The organism is Streptomyces sp. WAC07094 (assembly GCF_036320405.1).
Taxonomy (GTDB): domain Bacteria; phylum Actinomycetota; class Actinomycetes; order Streptomycetales; family Streptomycetaceae; genus Streptomyces; species Streptomyces lannensis.
Genome location: NZ_JAVMJZ010000001.1, coordinates 5638310 through 5656961, shown reverse-complemented (window position 1 = coordinate 5656961; position 18652 = coordinate 5638310). Strand labels below are relative to the sequence as shown.

The following is an 18652-nucleotide window of genomic DNA, read 5'->3' as shown; positions in this document are numbered from 1 at the left end:
CGCGGCTCAGCGCGTGCTCAGCGCCTCGTGCAGCAGCGGTATGGCCTGGACGGCCAGTTGGTCGCGGATGCGCTGGACCAGGGTCTGCCACTGGCGAGTGAACCCCGGCTCCCGTTCCAGCACGTCCCACAATCGGCCCAGCGTCCGTTCCACGTGTGCTTGCGGCATCCACAGATGCAGCAGGTGGTCCACGGCCGGGCGCAGCGCCAGGACGGCCGAGGGGCCGTCCACCGCACCCAGCCGGCTGTTGTCCAGCATGTGCACGAGGGTCGTCAGCAACCAGTCGTGCAGCGCCAGGTCCTCGCACAGTCCCACGGCCGCGGTGGCCGGTGTCTCCTCCGGCAGCCTCAACTCCACGGTCCGCAGCCCGTCCTCGGCCAGGGTGAAGCGCTCCAGCGACGCCCCTTCGCCCGCCGGGGCCCGCCGCGCGACCCAGCGCAGATGGGTCCGCCGGGACTTGAAGGGCGCCTTGTGATCGAGTAGCGGATGCCGCAGCAACTGGGCGAGCAGCCCCTCGGCGATCATCCCGAGGTCCAGTTCGCCGCGGGCGCTCCCGCGCAGGACGCCTTGCGCGGTTGCCTGCTCGGGAAGCTTCCCGAAGGGTTCGACCAGCCCGGGACGTACCAGATAGTGGCCCCAGGGCCGGCGTGTGTCCGGGCCGGCGGCCGGGACGCTGAACCAGGCGCCGGCCTGCAGGACACGGCCCTCGGTGAGGGCGGCGCGGGAGGCCACCGTGCCGACGGCGCGCACCTTGGCGCCGTTTGCGGTGGGCAGCCTGCAGTCCACCCCGGTGAGTAGCTCGGGCGAGAGCGCGTAGAGGTTCGGCCGCTCGGAGACGCTGACCTGTTCGTCCGCGCGCAACCTCAGCAACTGGGCGGCGGCCCGGCCGTCCAGCGCCTGGAAGGACGGAAGCAGACAGGTGCGCGTCTCGCCGCAGACGAGGACCGCGGGCGCCGTCCGCCCGGTGGCCGCCATCTCACGTCTCCCCGTGCAGGACGGCGTCGGTGGGCTCTTCGTAGAAGACGTACGTGGCGCGCTGCGCGACCGCGGCCGGCACCGCCGCACCCTCACGGGCGGAACGCTCCGCGACCTGCCGCAGAGCGCCGGAGTCGACGTCGACCTGATCGAGGATGAGCCGCACGGCGTCCTCGACGGCCAAGAAGCGGTTCGGCATCAGCGTGCAGGTGCGGTACGCGCTGAAGGGCGCCGCGGAGGCGTTGAGCTGGAGCAGCGGCGGCAGCAGATCCCAGTCGTGGGGGAAGTCGCCGCCGTTCCAGGGGCGCGGGGCCAGCACCGGCGCGCCGAGGTGGCGCAGCAGGCCGAGGCGGGCCAGCTGCCAGACGGCGGCGAGGAACGGACAGGACCACAGGCGCTGCCCGTCCTTCTCCGACCACAGCTCGACGTCCATGAACACCGAGTGGTTGCGGGCCGCGGTCTCCTGCGGCGGCTGCCAGCCGGTGACCTCGCCCATGGCGCTGCGCGACGTCGGGGTCCGCTGGCCGTTGGGGAGCCAGCCGGTCTCGCTGACCGGCGGGCGGGAGCCGTAGCTGCCCGGCGGCGGCGATTCGACGAGGCGGTGCATCACGGATTCGGCCGGCTCGATCTTGTCGGCCACCGCGCAGCCGGACTCGCGGGCGAGGTAGTCGACGACCAGGCCCGCCCGCTCGGCCTCCGCCAGCACCACGGGGACGAGTTCGGCGGGGGTGGAGAAGCGCGTGAAGTAGTCGTCGATGAGAAAGCACGTGCTGATGCGGGGCCGCCTGCCGCCGGTACGGCGTGCGGCGGCGGCGCGGGCCGCGTCCACCCAGATCCGCACCTCGGCGAAGTGCTCGCGCAGCCGTTCGGGGCCGGCTTCGAAGTCCTCCATGTAGAGGTGGCCCAGCTCCAGCGAGAGGTGGGAGAGCGGTACGGACTGCGTTCGGGGCTGCGCGGTCGTCTCCTGGAACACGGCTTCCGTCACGCCTGCTCCCAGTACTTGTCGTCGGTCAGCCGGCCTGCCAGGTCGCTGAGCGCGTCCCAGGTCTCCCTGGTGGCGATCTGGCTGTCGAGCACGTCCTCGTCGGTGATGAGCTGTTCGCGCCACTGCAGTACGGGCTCGAGGGGCACGGAGCCGAGAACCTGGGTGTAGCCGATGCCGAGGGCCGAGGACATCTGTTTGAGGTCGCGGTCGCACTCGCGCATCCACGCCGACTGGGTGGCCGAGACCTGTGACCACAGCGGGGACTCGGGATCGGGCACGGCGGCCCGAACGAAGCGGATGACGCTGCGCAGCGCCTCCTCGTCATGGCCGCGGGCCACACCGCCGGCGACGATGCCGCGCTTGCCGAAGACCAGGCTCGCCGCGGCCGCCACATGCTGCCGGGTCCAGCGGTGGAAGACGAGCCAGCGGAAGTCCACACCGCGCATCTCGCGCTTCGAGGTGGCCTCCAGCACCATGTCGACGGCGTAGCTGCGGCCGGCGCTGAGGTCGACGACGATCAGGTCGAACTCGCCGTTGAGCCGGAGCAGGAGGTCGACGCAGCGACGCAGGTTCTCCTCTCCGGTGGCGAACTCGCCACCGGAGAGGTCACCGGGCATCAGCACCAGACGGCCGGAGCCGGGAGGCCGGTTGCGCAGCACCCGGTGCTCCGTGTCCGACCAGACGTCGATACGGAGGGGCTCGCCCACCTCACCGACCAGATACGAGTGCAGACCCCGGTCCTCGGCGGCCCGGCGCGCGTCGGGAACGTCGAAAACGGCCGCCGCGGTGGGTGATCCGAAGTCGAAGTCGAGGTAGCACACGTCGTCACCGGCCAGCGCCCGATGGTAGGCGAGGTTGGCGCTGGTGACGGAGCGGCCCGTGCCTCCCTTGTCGGAGGCCGCGAAGACGATCAACTGTCACACCCCCTGGGCCGCGGCTTCGCGGGCCCGGGCGAGGGCGTCGAGCTGTCCGAGCACGTCGAGCGTCAACGCGCACGCGGTGCCGGGCTGGTCGTCGACGAGGTCCCTGGCACGGCGCAACTTGACCTCGATGCCCCTCAGTTCCATCCCGCGGTTGCCCTCGGAGGCGGGTGCGGGCTCCATCTGCTCGTTGCCGAGGAGGTGTGCCGACTCGCTGAGCAGCGCCCGGGCGAGTTGGGTCAGTTCCAGGCTGCGGATCGGCGGCTGGTGGTACATCTGGTGGACCTGGACCATCACCTCGGTGACACGCTCGGTGATGCTCCAGGACACCGGCCCCTCGGAGACGGGCGACTCGGGGTAGGCGGCGTGGACGTTGTCCCACAGGCCGGCTCCCTCACCGTCGCGGATCCTGCGCAGCCACACATGACCGAAGATGTCCTCGGCGAGTCTGAGCAGCCGGTCGTGCGAGGCGAGGTTGCGGGAGAGCGTGCACAGCTGGATGGTCCGTTTGAGCAGCTGTGCCGAGAAGTCCGTCATGATCCACTGCATCGGCGGCCCGACGGCTTCACTGCCCTGCAGCGGGAGGGTGACACCTGGGTTGTGCAACTGGACCATGGGGTCGTCGCGCGTCATGCGACTGGTGACACGGCCGCGTTCGGCGAGGCGTTCCATGACGCTCACGGTGCGGGTCAGGTCGTCGTCGGTGGCCCGGCGCCGCATCAGGTCGTGGACGAGGATGGCGGCGACGGAGAGCGAGAAGTACTCGGACTCCAGCTTCTGGCCGGTGGTGCGCCAGGGGATGTCCTCCAGGGGCCAGCGGTCGCTGTCGAAGCGCGCGATGCCGGACCAGAACTGCTGCGTGATCTCCCAGCGCAGTCGTAACGCCTCGGCCAGCTTCTGCTGTTCGGAGTTGAGCAGGCCGAGGGTGAGCGTGCGGTCGGAGAACAGGTCCTGGATGCCGTCGAGCGCGACCACGGTGAAATACAGGTAGGGCACCTGGTTGGCGACACCGGCGGGCTGGGGCCCGATCTCCTCGTCGGTCTCCACCTCGGGGGCGTCCTTGACGATGCTCCAGCCCCAGCCGCACTCGAAGAGCTGGTTCTCGTCCTTGAGGCCCTCCTGGACGTCGACACCGAGGACGAAGCTCTCGACGATGGCGGCGCGCAGCGGCCGGAAGCGGCGCTGGAACTTCTGCAGTACGTGCCGTTGCGAAAGCCGGCCCTGGCCCAGCAGTTCGCAGAGCGTACGGCCCTGGGACGAGTCGGTGTCGAAGGCGTTGACGGTGAACGAGCGCAGCAGGCTCACCATGGCGGCGGTCAGCCGGTTGCTGGTGGCGGCGCGCAGTTCCTGGATCGTCTCCAGGACGTCGCTGCGACGGGTCTTGGACTCGTACACCTTGAGGAAACCGAGTGTGGCCAGACACAGGGTGATCGACATCGAGTACGAGTCGACCACCCCGAGTTCACGCTGCTCCTCGGTGAGGTCCCGGTCCTTGTCCGCCGAGACGAAGTAGGAGCCACCGGCGAACGTGGGTCTCTTGTCCTCGCCGGTGTGCATCCGCATGAACTGCGCCGCGGCCAGGACGAGTTTCGCCGGGACCTCCAGCCGCCCGCCCGCCTTCCTCAGCACCTTCTGGACGTCGTCCTGAGTGGTGTCGGGGTCGTCGAGGCGGAAGGCCGGGATCTCCGTTGCCGGGTACAGGAGGCAGAGCAGGCGCTCCGCATCGGAGACACTGCTTTCCCCGCCCCGTTTGCCCCATGCCCACTCGCCGCCGTCGAACGAGTCGCGGGCCACTGCCTGCCAGATGTCCAGCAGATGCTGGCGTGGCTTGATCTGCATCCCATGCCCCTCACACAGGCCGCACTGCCATCATTCGAGGAAGGCCGTCCTCTGTCGTGACGGCCGTTCCTCAATCGGTCGGAATCCCGGAGTCCGAATTCCGCCGCCCGTAGGCGACGATCATTCCGGAATAGCCTTCGCGTACGGCGGCCGAAGCCTTGAGGCGCATCGTCTTGAACTCGCCCACAAAAGGCTCGAGGCTCTCGTACACCTCCAACTCTCCCACGTCGCAGGCGGGGAAGAAATGCTCGCCCGCGTGATAACCCCTGGAATGTTCCATGAACGCGGCGGCGAACGGCGCGCCGGGTGCGAGGGCGCGCAGGAAGCACTCGACACCCCGGGCGAACTCCTTGTGCGAGGTGGTCATCGACTCCGCGACGAAGAACATGGTCCCCATGGACCACCGTCCCTCGTGCCGCACGAGGTCGAAGAGATTGCCGGGCTCGACCCTGACGGCGTCGCGGAACTTGGCCCGCGGGTCCATGTCGAGAGCGGCGTACGCCTCGTTCTTGCACAGGACGCGCCAGAACTGGTCCCAGTTCGCGTCGTAGGAACCGACCTGGCTCTCGAGGTAGCGCACGTTGGCCGAGGAGCGCTCGAGGAGTGTGATCTCGTCGCACCAGGGCAGCATGGCCAGTGCGGGGTAGAGGTTCGCGCCGGCCCCCACGTCGATACCCGAAACAGGTCCGGGGGTGCGCCCTCTGAAATGATCGCCGAAATGATCGCGTACGATATGAATGATCTCCTCGTCCTCCGCCTGTAAGGCGCGGTAATTGTGATCAACGTAGGCGATCGGGTCGAACGAGGCCCAGGACACATCCGCATTCAACTGCGTGTCCCCCGGCGATCTGAAGGTCATCCCTACACGGTACCAACGCCGGAGACCCGGTGGATCCCCTCGCCCCGGCGGCGCGGAACAATTACGCCGTGGGGCGCATCGGGGGCGCATCGGGGCGAATGGACTTCGAGACCCGATCAGGCCTTGAACGCCCAGATCATTCCCGCTCAAGATGGTCGCAACTCCGCCGAACACACCCGAACGGCAGACGGCACGCGTCCCATCCGTACCACCCCTACGGGTGGGACATGTCCCTGACTCCTTCCCACAGGGGGGCCGCATGACTGCGTTACCAGAGGAACGTTTCCCTTCGCGGCGGAGCCGCACCGGCCCGTCGTTGTGCCACGACGGGGCGTTCGTCGAGCGGCCTCTGACGATGCGGGAGGTCACGGAGGACGACCTGCCCGAACTCGTGCGCGTCGACCAGGAGGCCTTCCCCGACGACCCCTACCCCTACTTCGTGCTCCGCCAGTTGTGCGATCTGCACGGCGACTGCCTGCTCGTGCTGGAGGACGGGAAGAGCCTGCACGGCTACGTCCTGTACGTCACCACGCGGGACGGGTACCGGAGTTGGATCGTCAGCCTCGGTGTCACCCGCGACCAGCGGGGGCGCGGGCTGGGCCGGCGGCTGATGCTGGAGGTGCTGCGCCGGCTGCGGGGCGAGGACGTCCGCGAGGTCCGGCTGACCGTGGAACCGGCCAACGCCGCCGCGATCATGCTGTACCGCTCGCTGGGCTTCTCGTCCGACGAGGGTGTGCGCCACGACTATTTCGGGCCCGGCGAGGACCGGCTCATCATGACGCTCGGACTGTGAGGCTCACGGCGCGGGGGCCGTGAGGCTCGGAGACCGCCGTTCAGGCGGCGAAATGCCGTACGTACCGCCGTTGCCACGGGGTCTCCACCGCATGCCGGTCGTAGTGGGCCCGTACGAACGCGACGGCCTCCCGCGCCGGCACGCCGTCCAGCACGGCGAGGCACGCCAGCGCCGTGCCGGTGCGGCCGCGGCCGCCGCCGCAGGCGATCTCGACCCGCCCGGCCGCAGCGTGGGTCCACGCCTGCGTCAACACCCGTAGCGCCTCACCGCGGCTGACGGGCAGCCCGAAGTCCGGCCAGCGCAACCACTGCGCCTCCCAGGACACCTGCGGGGGCCGCCTGCCCAGCAGATGGACTGCGAAGGTGGGCTCCGGGCCGTCCGGGAGCGGGCGGCGCAGGGCACGGCCGCGCACGAGGCGGCCGGACGGCAGCCGCAGTACGCCGGGCGCCCCGGGGTCCCAGCCCCCGGCGCCGGTCTCCGGACCTCGGCCGTGCTCGCTCATCTCCCCAGTGTCGGCCACCGCCCGCGGCGCGGTACCCGTTTCGCGGCGAGCCCGCCCTCACCGCTCGAACCGGCCGCCGCGTTCCCGCGCGGCACGCACCTCGATGCCCCTGAAGTGGTCCGCCATCGCCCGCTCCGCGCCCTCGGCGTCCCGCGCGCGCAGGGCCGTGACGATGACGCGGTGGCGTCGGGCCGTCAACCGGGGCGCGGCCGCGTCCGACCAGCCGTGGGCGCGGGCGACCCGCCGGAACACCGTCCAGAACGCGCCCAGCAGTTGCGGCACGAGCGCGTTTCCCAGGTTGCCGTAGAGCAACGCGTGGAACTCCTGGTCGAGTTCGGGGAAGGCGCGGCCCTCCCGGGCCGCCGCCTCCATCCCGTCCACGACCGCCTCCAGACGGTCCAGATCCGGTTCGGCGAGCGTCACGGCCACCCGGCGGATCAGCCCTCCCTCCAGCACCTCACGGACCTGGAGGATCTCGCTCAACGCCTCCATCTCGTCGTCCGGCCGGACGAGCGTGCGAAAGGTGAGACCGTCCACGAACGGGGTCAGCGACGCCTGCCCTACATACGTCCCGTAACCGTGTCTGATCTCCACGATGTCGAGCGCCTGAAGGGCCTGCAGCGCCTCGCGGACGAGATGGCGGCCGACGCCGAGATCGGCCATCAGTTCCGACTCGGTGGGCAGCGGGTCGCCGGGCCGGAGTTTGCGATCGAGGACGATCCGCATGACCTCCCGCTGGATCCGGCTGCTGACACGCCGTTCGTCACGACGCCGGTTTCCGGACTCCTCAGACATGTGTCGCATCGTACGCTTGCACGTGCCCGCCGTCCCCCCTCCCGGAGTGACGACGGCGTCAACGACCTGCGGTTCACGGCGCCATTGGTCGCACCTTTGACGACTACTCCGTTCGTGTACGTTCCCTTGACCGCCCCCACGCCCGCTCCTATGGTCACGCTGCCGCCTGTGACGTAGGACGTCCTATCTCCCCCTCATCCTCGAGCCCTTCGGAAGTCCTCACCCAGACCATCTTTGCTGGAGGAACCGTGCGCGACGTGACCCCCGACGTTTCGGTGACGGCCCGCCGGACGGTGCTGAAGTACTCCGGCGCGCTCGGCGCGGCCGCCGCGCTGTCCTCGTCACTGGCCGCCTGCTCCTCGGGCCCGGAGTCCACCAACGACACCGGCGGCGGGAGCGAGCAGGACCGGACGCTGACGGCGGTCATCGGCTACGGGAACGACGGCAGTTGGGATCCGACCCAGACCGCCTCGGCCTTCTGCATGGCCGCCAACCACCACGTCTACGAAGGGCTGCTCGACACGGACCCCATCTCGCGTGAGCCCTACGCGGCTCTCGCGACCCAGGTGCCGAAGGACCTCCGGGGCACGTCCTGGAGGTTCACACTGCGCGAAGGGGCAACGTTCCACGACGGGCACCCGGTCACGGCCGACGACGTCGTGTTCGTCTTCGACCGGATCCTGGACCCGGACACGCAGACCCTCGCCAAGGGCTTCTTCGCGAGCTGGCTGCGGGAGGTCCGCAAAGTCGACGAGCGAAACGTCGAGCTGCTGCTGAAGTTCCCGTTCCCGGAGGGGCTTTCACGGCTGACGCTGGCGAAGATCATGCCGCGGCACGTCTTCTCCCGGCCCGGCGCCTGGGACGACGCGATCAAGGGCAAGGCGGTCGGTTCGGGACCGTATCGACAGACGGCGCACCACCCGAGGTCGAACACGACCTTCGAGGCCTTCGCCGACTACAACGGGCCCCGCAGGCCCGCCTTCAAGAGGATGAACTGGCTGACGATCGTCGACGCCGCGCCACGGGTGGCCAAGATCTCCGGTACCGGTGCGGGGGCGCAGATCGCGGACAACATCCCGTACGCCAACATCGCGCGGCTGAGGAGCGGCGGGCTGACGGTCGAGGGCGGGGCCGGGATGAACAACCTGTTCCTGATGTTCAACACCCGGCACAAGCCCTTCGACGACGTCCGCGTCCGGCAGGCACTGCACTACGCCGTCGACACCGGCAAGATGGTCGAGGTGGCCCTGAAGGGCCACGGCAGGCCGTCGTCGTCCTTCCTCAACGAGGCCAACCCGGGCTACCGGCGGGCGGGGACCGTCTACGACCACGACCCGGACAAGGCGAAGCGGCTGCTGAAGGAAGCCGGGGTCAGCGGGCTGAGGATCGACATCCTCGCGGTGAACGTGAGCTGGATCGTCGACTGTCTGCCGACGATCAAGGCGTCCTGGGACGCGATCGGTGTGGAGACGACTCTGTCGCCGCAGGAGACGACCGCCGTCTTCACGAAGATGGACCAGAAGCAGGACTACCAGGTCGTCGCGGCCGCCTCCAACCCCAACCAGTTCGGCCTCGACGCCGACCTGATCATGCACTACAACTACGGTCCGCAGAACCTCTGGATGCAGTACACCCGCTGGGCCGACGACCCCGTCGCGAAGAAGCTCTTCAAGGACATGGACCGGGCGACGAGGGAGCCGGACCCGGACCGGAAGAAGACGATGATCCAGGACTACATCGACATCGTCGCCGAGCAGGCCGTGCTGTACCCGGTCGTCCACAACGAGCTGATGACGGCCTGGAACCCGCAGAGGATCACCGGTATCAGGGCACAGCCCTACCCGGGCATCAGCCTCCTACAGGCCAAGTGGGCCTAGCGGCGGGGGAATCGATTCCGTGGTCGCCATCGCCAGGATCCTGACCCGCCGCGTCCTCCTGCTCGTGCCGCTGATGCTCGGCATCGTGCTGTTCGTGTTCCTGGTGATGCGGTTCTCGGACGTCGACCCGGCGTCCGCGTTCTTCCAGGGCGCCGACCCGAGCCCACAGCAACTGCACGACTTCCGGGAGCAGAACGGCCTGCTCGACCCGCTGCCCGTGCGCTACGTGCACTTCGTGGGCGATCTTCTCCGCGGCGACATGGGCACCAGCGCGCTGACCCGGGCGCCGGTGGTCGAACAGGTCACCACCGCGCTTCCCCTCACGTTCCAGCTCACCTTTCTCGGCCTCGGCATCGCGGTGGTGCTGGCGCTGCTCGGCGGGGTGACCGCCGCGATCCACCGCGATCGGCTGCCCGACCAGCTCATCCGGGTGGTGTCCCTGACCGGTGTGGCCGCTCCCGGCTTCTGGCTGGCTCTGCTGATGATCCAGTACCTGGCCGTGGACCGGGCCTGGTTCCCGACCGGCGGCTACGTCAACCCGGCGGACTCCCTCACCGGCTGGCTGCGGACCATGGCCCTGCCGGCCCTGGCGCTCTCGCTGCCGGTGGCGGCGCAGCTCACCCGGATCGTGCGGACGGCCGTGGTGGAGGAACTGGACAAGGACTATGTGCGCACCGCGATCGGCAGCGGGCTTCCGCCCTGGGTGGTCGTGGGCCGGAACGTGCTGCGCAACGCGCTCGTCAACCCGCTGACCGTGCTGGGTCTGCGGGTGGGGTACCTGCTCGGGGGCGCGGTCGTGATCGAGACCGTCTTCTCCCTGCCGGGGATGGGCAAGCTGATGATCGACGCCGTCAAGAACGGCGACCCGGCCGTCGTCCAGGGCGTCGTGCTGACCACGGCGACCGGTTTCGTGGTCGTCAACCTCGTCATCGACATCCTGTATCTGCTGGTCAATCCTCGACTGAGGGACGCGGCCCGATGATCACGCGCAAGGCACTCGCCGACACCCTGTCCCGTCCGGGTATCCGGCTGCGCGGACCGCGCCGGATGCCGCTGCCGTCGCGGGTGGCGGTCTGCTTCCTGGCCCTGGTCGTGCTGGTCGCGCTGCTGGCACCCCTCATCGCCCCGCACGACCCGCTCGACCAGCAGGATCCCGTGGACGGCAGCGGGCATCCGTCGGCCGGGCACTGGATGGGCCAGGACAGCCTCGGCCGCGACATCCTCAGCCGGCTGATGTACGGCGCCCGCTGGTCACTCGCCATCGGGCTCGGTGCGACGGCCCTCGCCCTGGTCGTCGGAGCCTTCCTGGGCGCGGTCGCGGGGACCTCACGCAGAGCCGTCGACGAGACGCTGATGCGATGCCTGGACGTCGTGATGGCGTTCCCCGGCATCGCGCTCGCGGCCGTCCTCATCTCCGTCTTCGGCGGTGGCATCACGGTCCTCAACTGCGCGATCGCCTTCCTGTTCACCCCGCCGGTCGCCAGGGTCGTCCGGGCGAACGTCCTCGACCAGTACGGCGAGGACTATGTGACGGCGGAACGGGTCATCGGGGCCCGCACGCCCCATATCGTGGTCCGGCACGTGGCCGTCAACTGCGCTGCTCCCGTCCTCGTGTTCTGCACGGTCCAGGTCGCCGAGGCCATCGTGTTCGAGGCGTCGCTGTCCTTCATCGGGGCGGGCGTACGGCCCCCGGACCCCTCCTGGGGCAGCGTCATCGCCGACGGCAAGAACATGGTGCTGACCGGCGGCTGGTGGGCGACGGCCCTCCCGGGCCTGCTGATGCTGATCACGGTCCTCTCCCTGAACATCCTGTCGGAGGGCGTCTCGGACGCCTGGGCGGCACCGTCCGGCCCGGACGTGGACGTACGCCAGGACCGCCTGGAGGCGCCGGAACCGGGCAGCGGCGAGGTGGTCCCCCTGCCCGGCCTGGCCGAGGCGGCGCTGCGGCTCCGTTCCCGGGCCCGCCCGCTGCCCGGCGGGGAGCCGGTGCTCGCGGTGGAGAACCTCGCCATCGGCTTCCCCGGCCGTCACCACGGTGTGGACATCGTGGACGGCATCAGCTTCGAGGTGCACCGCGGCGAAGTCCTGGGCCTGGTCGGCGAGTCGGGCTGCGGCAAGTCGCTGACGGCGCTCGCGCTGATGGGCCTGGAACCGAGGGAAGCCCGGGTACGCGGCCGGGTGCGGTTCGGCGAACGGCAGCTCGTGGGCGAACCGATGCGCGTGCGGCGCCGGCTGCTGGGCCACGAGATGGCCATGATCTACCAGGACGCCCTGTCCTCGCTGAATCCGGCGATGACGATCCGGGCGCAGCTGAAACAGGTCCTTCGGCGGGGCGGCCGCCGCGGCCCCGCGCAGCTGCTCGCTCTGGTCGGCCTCGATCCCGAACGCACCCTGCGCAGTTACCCGCACGAACTCTCCGGCGGCCAGCGTCAGCGCGTGCTGATCGCCATGGCGCTCTCCCGCGAACCCAGGCTGATCGTCGCCGACGAGCCGACGACCGCCCTGGACGTGACGGTGCAGGCGCAGATCATGGAACTGCTGCTCGGGCTGCGGGAGGAGCTCGGCTTCGCGCTGATCCTCGTCTCGCACGACCTTGCGCTGGTGGCGGACGTCACGGACCGGGTGGTGGTGATGTACGGCGGGCAGATCGTGGAGAGCGGGGTCACCGCGGACCTGGTGGAGGCGCCCGCCCACCACTACACCCGCGGGCTGCTCGGCAGCGTGCTGTCGCTGGAGTCGTCCGCCGAGCGAATGACGCAGATCAAGGGGATCGTCCCCGCGCCCGCGGACTTCCCGGCGGGCTGCCGCTTCGCCGACCGCTGCCCGCTGGCCGGCGAGGTGTGCCGCACGACGGCACCGGATCTGCTCGGACCGGTGACGCACAGGGCGGCCTGCCACCATCCGGCGGTCGACCTGGTGAGCACGGAGAGCGAGGCCGTCTCATGAACGCCGTCGTGGAGCTGTCCGGCGCCCATGTCGTCCACAGGGCCCGCAGCGGCGGTCTGTTCACCCGGGACAAGGTGTACGCGCTGACCGGCGCCGACCTCTGCGTGGCACCCGGTGAGACGGTCGGGGTGGTCGGCGAGTCCGGCTGCGGCAAGTCGACACTGGCGAAGGTGCTGGTGGGGGTGGAGCGGCCGACGTCGGGCACGGTCCTCTTCCGGGGCCGCGATCTGTGGTCGATGCCGCCCGCCGAACGCCGGTCCGTCGTCGGTGCCGGCACCGGCATGGTCTTCCAGGACCCGTCGACGGCCCTGAACCGGCGGCTGACGGTGCGCAGGATCCTGCGGGACCCGCTGGACGTGCACGGCCGTGGCACCCGGGCCCAGCGCGAGGAGCGGGTACGGGAGTTGATGTCCCTCGTGGGACTTCCCCGGGCCCTCGCCGACGGTCTGCCCGGCCGGCTCTCCGGCGGCCAGCGTCAGCGCGTCGCCGTCGCCCGCGCCCTCGCGCTGGAACCGGACCTGGTGGTCGCGGACGAACCGACCAGCGCGCTGGACGTCTCGGTCCGCGCGCAGATCCTGAACCTGCTGCTCGACCTCAAGGAACGACTGGGCCTGGCCCTCGTCTTCGTCTCGCACGACATCCAGACGGTCCGCCGGATGAGCGACCGGGTCGTCACGATGTACCTCGGCCGGATCGTCGAGGAGGCCCCGGCCGACCGGGTCACCGATCACGCTCGGCACCCGTACACCCGTGCCCTCTTCTCCGCCACCCCCGGTCTGCTCGATCCGCTCGACGCGATCCCGCTGGCCGGCCCGGTGCCCTCCGCGACCCGTCCGCCGAGCGGCTGCCCGTTCCGTACCCGCTGCTGGCGGGCGGACTCCGTGTGCGCCACCGTGATGCCGGACTTCTCGGGCGCGTCGGCGGCCGGACACCGCTTCCGCTGCCACCATCCTGTGGAGGAGGGCGTGCCGACCCGCGATCTGGCGCGCCAGGCGGCGGCGCCCTCCCCGGCCACCACCACGGCCGAGCTACTGCCGGACCAGAAACCCGCTCGGGAGCCTTGATGCCCTTCCCCGCACCGCTGACCGGTGTCGTCCCGCCCGTCTGCACGCCCCTGACACCGGAACGCGAGGTGGACGTCCCTTCGCTCGTGAGGCTCGTGGACCATCTTGTGCACGGTGGGGTGGACGCCCTGTTCGTGCTCGGTTCGTCCTCGGAGGCCGCTTTCCTGACCGATCGTCAGCGCCGTCTCGTGGTGGAGACGGTGGTGTCCCATGTGGCCGGCCGGCTCCCCGTGCTGGCCGGGGCGATCGACATGACGACGCCGCGAGTGCTGGACCATGTGGCCGATGTGACGGAGGCGGGCGCGGACGCCGTCGTCGTGACGGCGCCCTTCTACACCCGCACCCACCCCGCGGAGATCGCCCGCCACTACCGGCTGATCGCCGACCGCTCCCCCGCACCCGTCATCGCCTACGACATCCCCGTCGCCGTCCACTCCGGGCTGAGCCCCGAACTGGTGCTGGAACTGGCCGCCGACCGGACCCTGGCCGGGCTGAAGGACTCCAGCGGCGACCTGGCCGGCTTCCGCACGGTCGTGTCGGGCACCCGCACCCGCCCCGGACTCGAGGGCTTCGCCGTACTGACCGGCTCGGAGCTGGTGATGGACTCGGCCCTGGCGCTCGGCGCGCACGGCGCGGTGCCCGGGCTGGCCAACGTGGACCCCGAGGGCTACGCCCGGCTGTACCGCCTGTGCCGCGCGGGCGACTGGGACGCGGCGCGTGCCGAGCAGGACCGGCTGTGCGGCCTGTACGGCATGGTCCGCGTCGGGGATCCGGCCCGCATGGGCGGCGGTTCGTCGAGCCTCGGTGCGTTCAAGGCGGCCCTGCACCTGCGGGGGGTGATCGCCTGTCCCGCGACCGCCGAACCGCAGGTGCCGCTGTCGGAGGCGGAGACCGAGCAGGTGGGGAAGTTCCTGGCGGGGGCCGGCCTGCTGTAGCCGTCAGTCCAGGTCCGCGACCGGGATCCGCCGGAACGCGATCGAGTCGTACATGCCGGTCGCACCCGTCTCGTAGAGGATCCCGACCTTGCCACCGCGCAGTTGTACGAGGTCGCTGTAGGCCGCGGGATTCCGGGACAGCGTCAGCGCCTTGGTGAAGGTCGCCCCGTCGTCGGTGCTGCGCCAGATCGCCATCGCCCGGCGCGCGGTGGGGACGGAGGGCCCGGAGAAGAGCAACGGCGCCGACCGGCCGCTGAGCTGAAGGACGCTCGCCTGTACCGCCGGGACGTCGTCCAGACTGTGCTGCATCGTGTACGGGCGGTCGAGGGTCTCGCCGCCGTCGCTCGAGTAGCTGTCGAGGCGGTTGCCCCGGCGTGTGCCGCCCTGGTCGCGTGAACTGAAGTAGAGCCTGCCGTCGGGGAGTTGTGCCGCGCTGCTCTCGTTGGAGTTGTCGCCGCCGTCGTGGGAGCCGTCGGTGAAGCCGATGTGCCAGCTGCGCCCCCCGTCGTCGCTGTAGAGCGCGTGCGCCGCGTAGTACCGGGCCTCGCGCCCGGTGTCGGAGGAGCCCTCGGGCGGCGCCGTGGAGTGGTTGGCGGGGACGACGAGACGGCCCGCATACGGTCCCCGGGTGAGGGCGATCGCGTGGCCCGGGCCTGTCGCGTACCACCGCCACCCCGGCCGCTTCACCTGCGCGGTGATCTCCCGTGGGGCCGTGAAGCGCCGCCCGTCGTCACTGCTCGTCTGCACGAAGACCCGGCGGCTCTGCGCGCGTGCCACCTCACCGCGCATGATCTGCGACTCCGTCGCCGCGCCGCCGTTGTAGGAGGTGACCAGAACGACCCGGCCGGTACCCGGATCCACGACCGGCGCCGGATTGCCCCGGGTGTCTCTCCTGCCGGAGGCGACGACGCCGAGCGGCCCCCAGGTGCAGCCGCCGTCAAAGGAGCGTCTGAGCACGACGTCGATGGCGCCGCTGTCCGCCACGCCGTTGCGCCGGCCCTCGGCGAAGGCGAGCACGGTCCCCTTCCGCGTGGTCACGACCGCGGGGATCCGATAGGTGCCGTAGCCGCCCTTCCCTGCGGTGTAGGGCACGGAGGAGACACAGCCGGTGCTCGCGGAGCCGGGTGCGGTCGCGGTGAGCGGGGTGAACAGTACGGCCGCGGCGACGAGGGCGCGGAACGGAAGGGTCATGTCTATCCCCCAGGGAGTGCGTCCCTCGCGGGACGGTGACCGTTGTCGGTCACATACTCCCCACCGTCACCGTCCGTGATCCCTACGCCGCGATCATGTCACCGATGTGAGTGACTAGGAGGGCGTGCGCGCCGCCGCCAGCAGACGGGTCACATCGTTCGAACAGATCGTCAGGGCCGCGCCCACCGTGGCCAGTACGTCGCGTTCGGCGGGGGTGTACGGCCCGTCCGCCAGGGCGATCCGGGCACCCTGGAGGAGAATCGACTCGCGGCCCGCGGGCGCGAGATGGGGGGCGAGGGGGTCCAGCGCCTCGTGCAGCTCTATGGCGAGGCTCGCACCGCCCGGTTCTCCGCTGACCCGGCCGGTGTCGGCGGCCAGGGCGTCGACCAGCGCGCTGAGCCCGTCGCCGGTGCAGTCGTCGAAGCCTGCCGAACGAACGGCGGCCGCGGCCGTCTCCAGGGACGTGCGCGAGCAGGCGCCTCCCGCGGCGAGGACCGCGAGGGCCACGGTGTGCACCGCGTCGCGCAGCATCGCCGAGAAGCGGGTCGTGGTGGGGTGGTCGAGGACGTCCGTGCCGTAGTGCCGGCCGCAGGCCGCGCACTCCACGACCGGGCCCGTCTCGCCGCGGGGCAGGACCGGAACTCCGACCAGGGCGAAGCGGCGGCGGCCGGTGAGCCGTTGGTAGTTGCGATCGCCCCCGCAGCCGGGGCAGAAGAACTCGCCGTCACCTGCGGCGGTCCACACGGTGCGAATACCGAGGACGGGCGCGACGCGACTTCTGCGGGCTCCTCGGCCGTTGCGTCCCCGTCCTGGCAGCACGTCGCACCTCCGTAACTCCCCCACTGCCTCGAGGGCGTGGGCGGTGCCGCCGCGGCAACGTCGCCGCGCTGGCGTGATGTTAGCCACATTGGTGATGCGAAGTCAGTACCCCGGACGAGACCTCTCCGTGATCTTGGGCAGAAATGGCTGGTCCATGACGTGGCCCCGCCCGCCCTGCGGGGCGGACGGGGCCACGAACGTGCCGGTCAGAGGGTCAGCGCGCCGCGCGGTTGACGGCCGAGACGATCGCCTTCAGCGATGCACGTGTCGTGTTCGCGTCGATACCGATACCCCACAGGACCTTTCCGTCGATCGCGCATTCGATGTAGGAGGCGGCCTGCGCGGAGGCACCCTCGCTCATCGTGTGCTCCTGGTAGTCCAGCAGGCGTACGTCGATCCCGATGGACTGCAGGGCGTCGAAGAAGGCCGAGATCGGGCCGTTGCCGGACCCGGTCAGCACGGTGTCCTCGCCGTCCACGGTGGCCTCGACCGTGAGGGCGTCCACGCCGTCCGTGTCCGTCGTCGACTGGCCGGTCCTGACCTGGATACGCCCCCAGGGGTTGTCCGGGTTCGGCAGGTACTCGTCCCGGAAGACCGACCAGATCTCCTTCGGCGTGACCTCGCCGCCCTCGGCGTCCGTCTTCGCCTGGATGATCCTGGAGAACTCGATCTGCATCCGGCGCGGCAGGTCCAGCTTGTGGTCGTTCTTCAGGACGTAGGCGACGCCGCCCTTGCCGGACTGGGAGTTGACGCGGATGACGGCCTCGTAGGAGCGGCCCACGTCCTTGGGGTCGATGGGCAGGTACGGCACCGCCCACTCGATGTCGTCGACCGTCTTGCCCTGGGCGGCCGCGTCGGCCTCCATGGCGTCGAAGCCCTTCTTGATGGCGTCCTGGTGGGAGCCGGAGAAGGAGGTGTAGACCAGGTCCCCGATGTACGGGTGGCGCGGGTGGACCTCCATCTGGTTGCAGTACTCCCACGTGCGGCGGATCTCGTCGATGTGGGAGAAGTCGATCTGCGGGTCGACGCCCTGGGAGAAGAGGTTCATGCCCAGGGTGACCAGGTCGACGTTGCCGGTGCGCTCGCCCTGGCCGAACAGACAGCCCTCGACGCGGTCGGCGCCGGCCATCAGGGCCAGCTCGGCCGCCGCGACCGCCGTGCCGCGGTCGTTGTGGGGGTGGACGGACAGGCAGACGAACTCGCGGCGGGAGAGGTTGCGGTGCATCCACTCGAAACGGTCCGCGTGCGTGGACGGGGTCGAGCGCTCCACGGTGGCGGGCAGGTTCAGGATGATCTCGCGGCCCGGCTCGGGTTGCCAGACGTCCATGACCGCTTCGCAGACCTCCAGGGCGAAGTCCAGTTCGGTGTCGGTGAAGATCTCGGGGCTGTACTGGTAGCCGAACTCGGTCTCGGGACCCAGCAGCTTCTCGGCGTACTCCATCACCAGCCGGGTGCCGTCCACCGCGATCTGCCTGATGTCGTCCCGGGAGCCACGGAAGACGACCCGGCGGAAGACCGGGGCCGTGGCGTTGTAGAGGTGGACGTTCGCGCGCCTCGCGCCCTTCAGCGACTCGACGGTCCGCTCGATCAGGTCCTCGCGGGCCTGGGTCAGTACGGAGATCGTCACATCGTCCGGGATCGCGCCCTCTTCCTCGACGATCGAGCGCACGAAGTCGAAGTCGGTCTGCCCGGAGGCCGGGAAGCCGACCTCGATCTCCTTGTAGCCCATCTTCACCAGCAGATCGAACATCGCACGCTTGCGCGCCGGCGACATCGGGTCGATCAGGGCCTGGTTGCCGTCGCGCAGGTCGGTGGAGAGCCAGCGCGGAGCCTGGGTGATCCGCTGGTCGGGCCACGTACGGTCGGGGATGTCGACCTGGTCGTACGGACGGTACTTGTGGATCGGCATGGAAGTGGGCTGCTGGCGGTTGGCCATGGTGCGTGGGCTCCTCATGGGGTCCGGAAGGACGGCCGACGGCGCAACGCCGAACTCCGCGGGGAGGGAGTCGGCCTCGACTACAGGCCCTCGCCGCGGCAGCTAAGGAGGAGCAGCCCGAAACGCATGATGCTCCGCATGCTAGCCGAGCCACGCCGGCTGCGAAGGCTTGTATCAGTATGCGGGACCGCTGGGACAATTCGGACATAAAGTGCG

General features: G+C 70.3%; 16 protein-coding genes. 6 read left to right on the top strand and 10 right to left on the bottom strand.

Annotation, left to right across the window (positions count from 1 at the left end; all coding sequences use genetic code 11):
• Positions 1 to 6 precede the first annotated feature (6 nt).
• From RCR19_RS24970 to RCR19_RS24950, 5 genes are all read right to left on the bottom strand, one after another.
• Entirely contained in the window at positions 7 to 975 is a 969-nt protein-coding gene (locus tag RCR19_RS24970) for an SCO2521 family protein (protein ID WP_331267149.1), read from the bottom strand.
• A gap of 1 nt (position 976) precedes the next feature.
• Positions 977 to 1960, bottom strand: a complete 984-nt coding sequence (locus RCR19_RS24965) for an SCO2522 family protein (protein WP_331267148.1) — start codon at positions 1958 to 1960, stop codon at positions 977 to 979.
• Positions 1957 to 2874, bottom strand: a complete 918-nt coding sequence (locus RCR19_RS24960) for an SCO2523 family variant P-loop protein (RefSeq protein WP_331267147.1) — start codon at positions 2872 to 2874, stop codon at positions 1957 to 1959. The genes RCR19_RS24965 and RCR19_RS24960 overlap by 4 nt, the downstream gene beginning before the upstream one ends.
• A 3-nt stretch (positions 2875 to 2877) precedes the next feature.
• On the bottom strand, positions 2878 to 4719 hold the full coding sequence (locus tag RCR19_RS24955) for an SCO2524 family protein (RefSeq protein ID WP_331267146.1): 1842 nt from the start codon (positions 4717 to 4719) through the stop codon (positions 2878 to 2880).
• Positions 4720 to 4789: 70 nt separating this feature from the next.
• Positions 4790 to 5578 (bottom strand): SCO2525 family SAM-dependent methyltransferase, encoded by a 789-nt coding sequence (locus RCR19_RS24950; protein ID WP_331267145.1) that lies wholly within the window; start codon positions 5576 to 5578, stop codon positions 4790 to 4792.
• A gap of 355 nt (positions 5579 to 5933) precedes the next feature.
• On the opposite strand from RCR19_RS24950, the gene RCR19_RS24945 reads away from it, so the two are divergent.
• Complete coding sequence (locus RCR19_RS24945; RefSeq protein WP_234381122.1) at positions 5934 to 6371, top strand: GNAT family N-acetyltransferase; 438 nt, start codon at positions 5934 to 5936, stop codon at positions 6369 to 6371.
• A 40-nt stretch (positions 6372 to 6411) separates the two neighbouring features.
• Here RCR19_RS24945 and RCR19_RS24940 read toward each other — a convergent pair whose 3' ends face one another.
• Both RCR19_RS24940 and RCR19_RS24935 read right to left on the bottom strand, forming a co-directional pair.
• A complete protein-coding gene (locus tag RCR19_RS24940; protein ID WP_331267144.1) occupies positions 6412 to 6873 on the bottom strand; it encodes a protein-tyrosine phosphatase family protein in 462 nt (153 codons plus the stop codon).
• Between the two features lie 57 nt (positions 6874 to 6930).
• Positions 6931 to 7677, bottom strand: a complete 747-nt coding sequence (locus RCR19_RS24935) for an FCD domain-containing protein (protein WP_331267143.1) — start codon at positions 7675 to 7677, stop codon at positions 6931 to 6933.
• Positions 7678 to 7916: 239 nt separating this feature from the next.
• Here RCR19_RS24935 and RCR19_RS24930 point away from each other — a divergent pair, with 239 nt between their 5' ends.
• From RCR19_RS24930 to RCR19_RS24910, 5 genes are read left to right on the top strand one after another with little or no spacing between them, the layout of a single operon-like run.
• Positions 7917 to 9545 (top strand): ABC transporter substrate-binding protein, encoded by a 1629-nt coding sequence (locus tag RCR19_RS24930; protein ID WP_331267142.1) that lies wholly within the window; start codon positions 7917 to 7919, stop codon positions 9543 to 9545.
• Positions 9546 to 9564: 19 nt separating this feature from the next.
• Positions 9565 to 10527 (top strand): ABC transporter permease, encoded by a 963-nt coding sequence (locus RCR19_RS24925; protein WP_331267141.1) that lies wholly within the window; start codon positions 9565 to 9567, stop codon positions 10525 to 10527.
• Positions 10524 to 12491: a dipeptide/oligopeptide/nickel ABC transporter permease/ATP-binding protein gene (locus RCR19_RS24920; RefSeq protein WP_331267140.1), complete on the top strand. Its 1968-nt coding sequence runs from the start codon at positions 10524 to 10526 to the stop codon at positions 12489 to 12491. Before RCR19_RS24925 ends, RCR19_RS24920 begins: the two co-directional genes overlap by 4 nt.
• Positions 12488 to 13555 carry an ABC transporter ATP-binding protein gene (locus RCR19_RS24915; protein ID WP_331267139.1) on the top strand — a complete coding sequence of 356 codons (1068 nt, stop codon included), beginning with the start codon at positions 12488 to 12490 and terminating at the stop codon, positions 13553 to 13555. The genes RCR19_RS24920 and RCR19_RS24915 overlap by 4 nt, the downstream gene beginning before the upstream one ends.
• A complete protein-coding gene (locus RCR19_RS24910; RefSeq protein WP_331267138.1) occupies positions 13555 to 14490 on the top strand; it encodes a dihydrodipicolinate synthase family protein in 936 nt (311 codons plus the stop codon). Before RCR19_RS24915 ends, RCR19_RS24910 begins: the two co-directional genes overlap by 1 nt.
• A gap of 3 nt (positions 14491 to 14493) precedes the next feature.
• Here the strand turns inward: RCR19_RS24910 and RCR19_RS24905 are convergent, their stop codons facing one another.
• From RCR19_RS24905 to leuA, 3 genes are all read right to left on the bottom strand, one after another.
• A complete protein-coding gene (locus RCR19_RS24905; protein ID WP_331267137.1) occupies positions 14494 to 15681 on the bottom strand; it encodes a sialidase family protein in 1188 nt (395 codons plus the stop codon).
• A gap of 114 nt (positions 15682 to 15795) precedes the next feature.
• A complete protein-coding gene (locus RCR19_RS24900) occupies positions 15796 to 16500 on the bottom strand; it encodes a TerB family tellurite resistance protein (protein ID WP_331267136.1) in 705 nt (234 codons plus the stop codon).
• A gap of 214 nt (positions 16501 to 16714) precedes the next feature.
• Entirely contained in the window at positions 16715 to 18436 is a 1722-nt protein-coding gene (leuA, locus tag RCR19_RS24895) for a 2-isopropylmalate synthase (RefSeq protein ID WP_331267135.1), read from the bottom strand.
• Positions 18437 to 18652 lie beyond the last annotated feature (216 nt).

Excerpts from the sequence above, each read along its gene's own strand:
- RCR19_RS24970 (WP_331267149.1), bottom strand. The coding sequence starts at position 975 with ATGGCGGCCACCGGGCGGACGGCGCCCGCGGTCCTCGTCTGCGGCGAG.
- RCR19_RS24955 (WP_331267146.1), bottom strand. The coding sequence starts at position 4,719 with ATGCAGATCAAGCCACGCCAGCATCTGCTGGACATCTGGCAGGCAGTG.
- RCR19_RS24950 (WP_331267145.1), bottom strand. The coding sequence starts at position 5,578 with ATGACCTTCAGATCGCCGGGGGACACGCAGTTGAATGCGGATGTGTCC.
- RCR19_RS24945 (WP_234381122.1), top strand. The coding sequence starts at position 5,934 with ATGCGGGAGGTCACGGAGGACGACCTGCCCGAACTCGTGCGCGTCGAC.
- RCR19_RS24940 (WP_331267144.1), bottom strand. The coding sequence starts at position 6,873 with ATGAGCGAGCACGGCCGAGGTCCGGAGACCGGCGCCGGGGGCTGGGAC.
- RCR19_RS24935 (WP_331267143.1), bottom strand. The coding sequence starts at position 7,677 with ATGCGACACATGTCTGAGGAGTCCGGAAACCGGCGTCGTGACGAACGG.
- RCR19_RS24920 (WP_331267140.1), top strand. The coding sequence starts at position 10,524 with ATGATCACGCGCAAGGCACTCGCCGACACCCTGTCCCGTCCGGGTATC.
- RCR19_RS24915 (WP_331267139.1), top strand. The coding sequence starts at position 12,488 with ATGAACGCCGTCGTGGAGCTGTCCGGCGCCCATGTCGTCCACAGGGCC.
- RCR19_RS24910 (WP_331267138.1), top strand. The coding sequence starts at position 13,555 with ATGCCCTTCCCCGCACCGCTGACCGGTGTCGTCCCGCCCGTCTGCACG.
- RCR19_RS24905 (WP_331267137.1), bottom strand. The coding sequence starts at position 15,681 with ATGACCCTTCCGTTCCGCGCCCTCGTCGCCGCGGCCGTACTGTTCACC.
- leuA (WP_331267135.1), bottom strand. The coding sequence starts at position 18,436 with ATGGCCAACCGCCAGCAGCCCACTTCCATGCCGATCCACAAGTACCGT.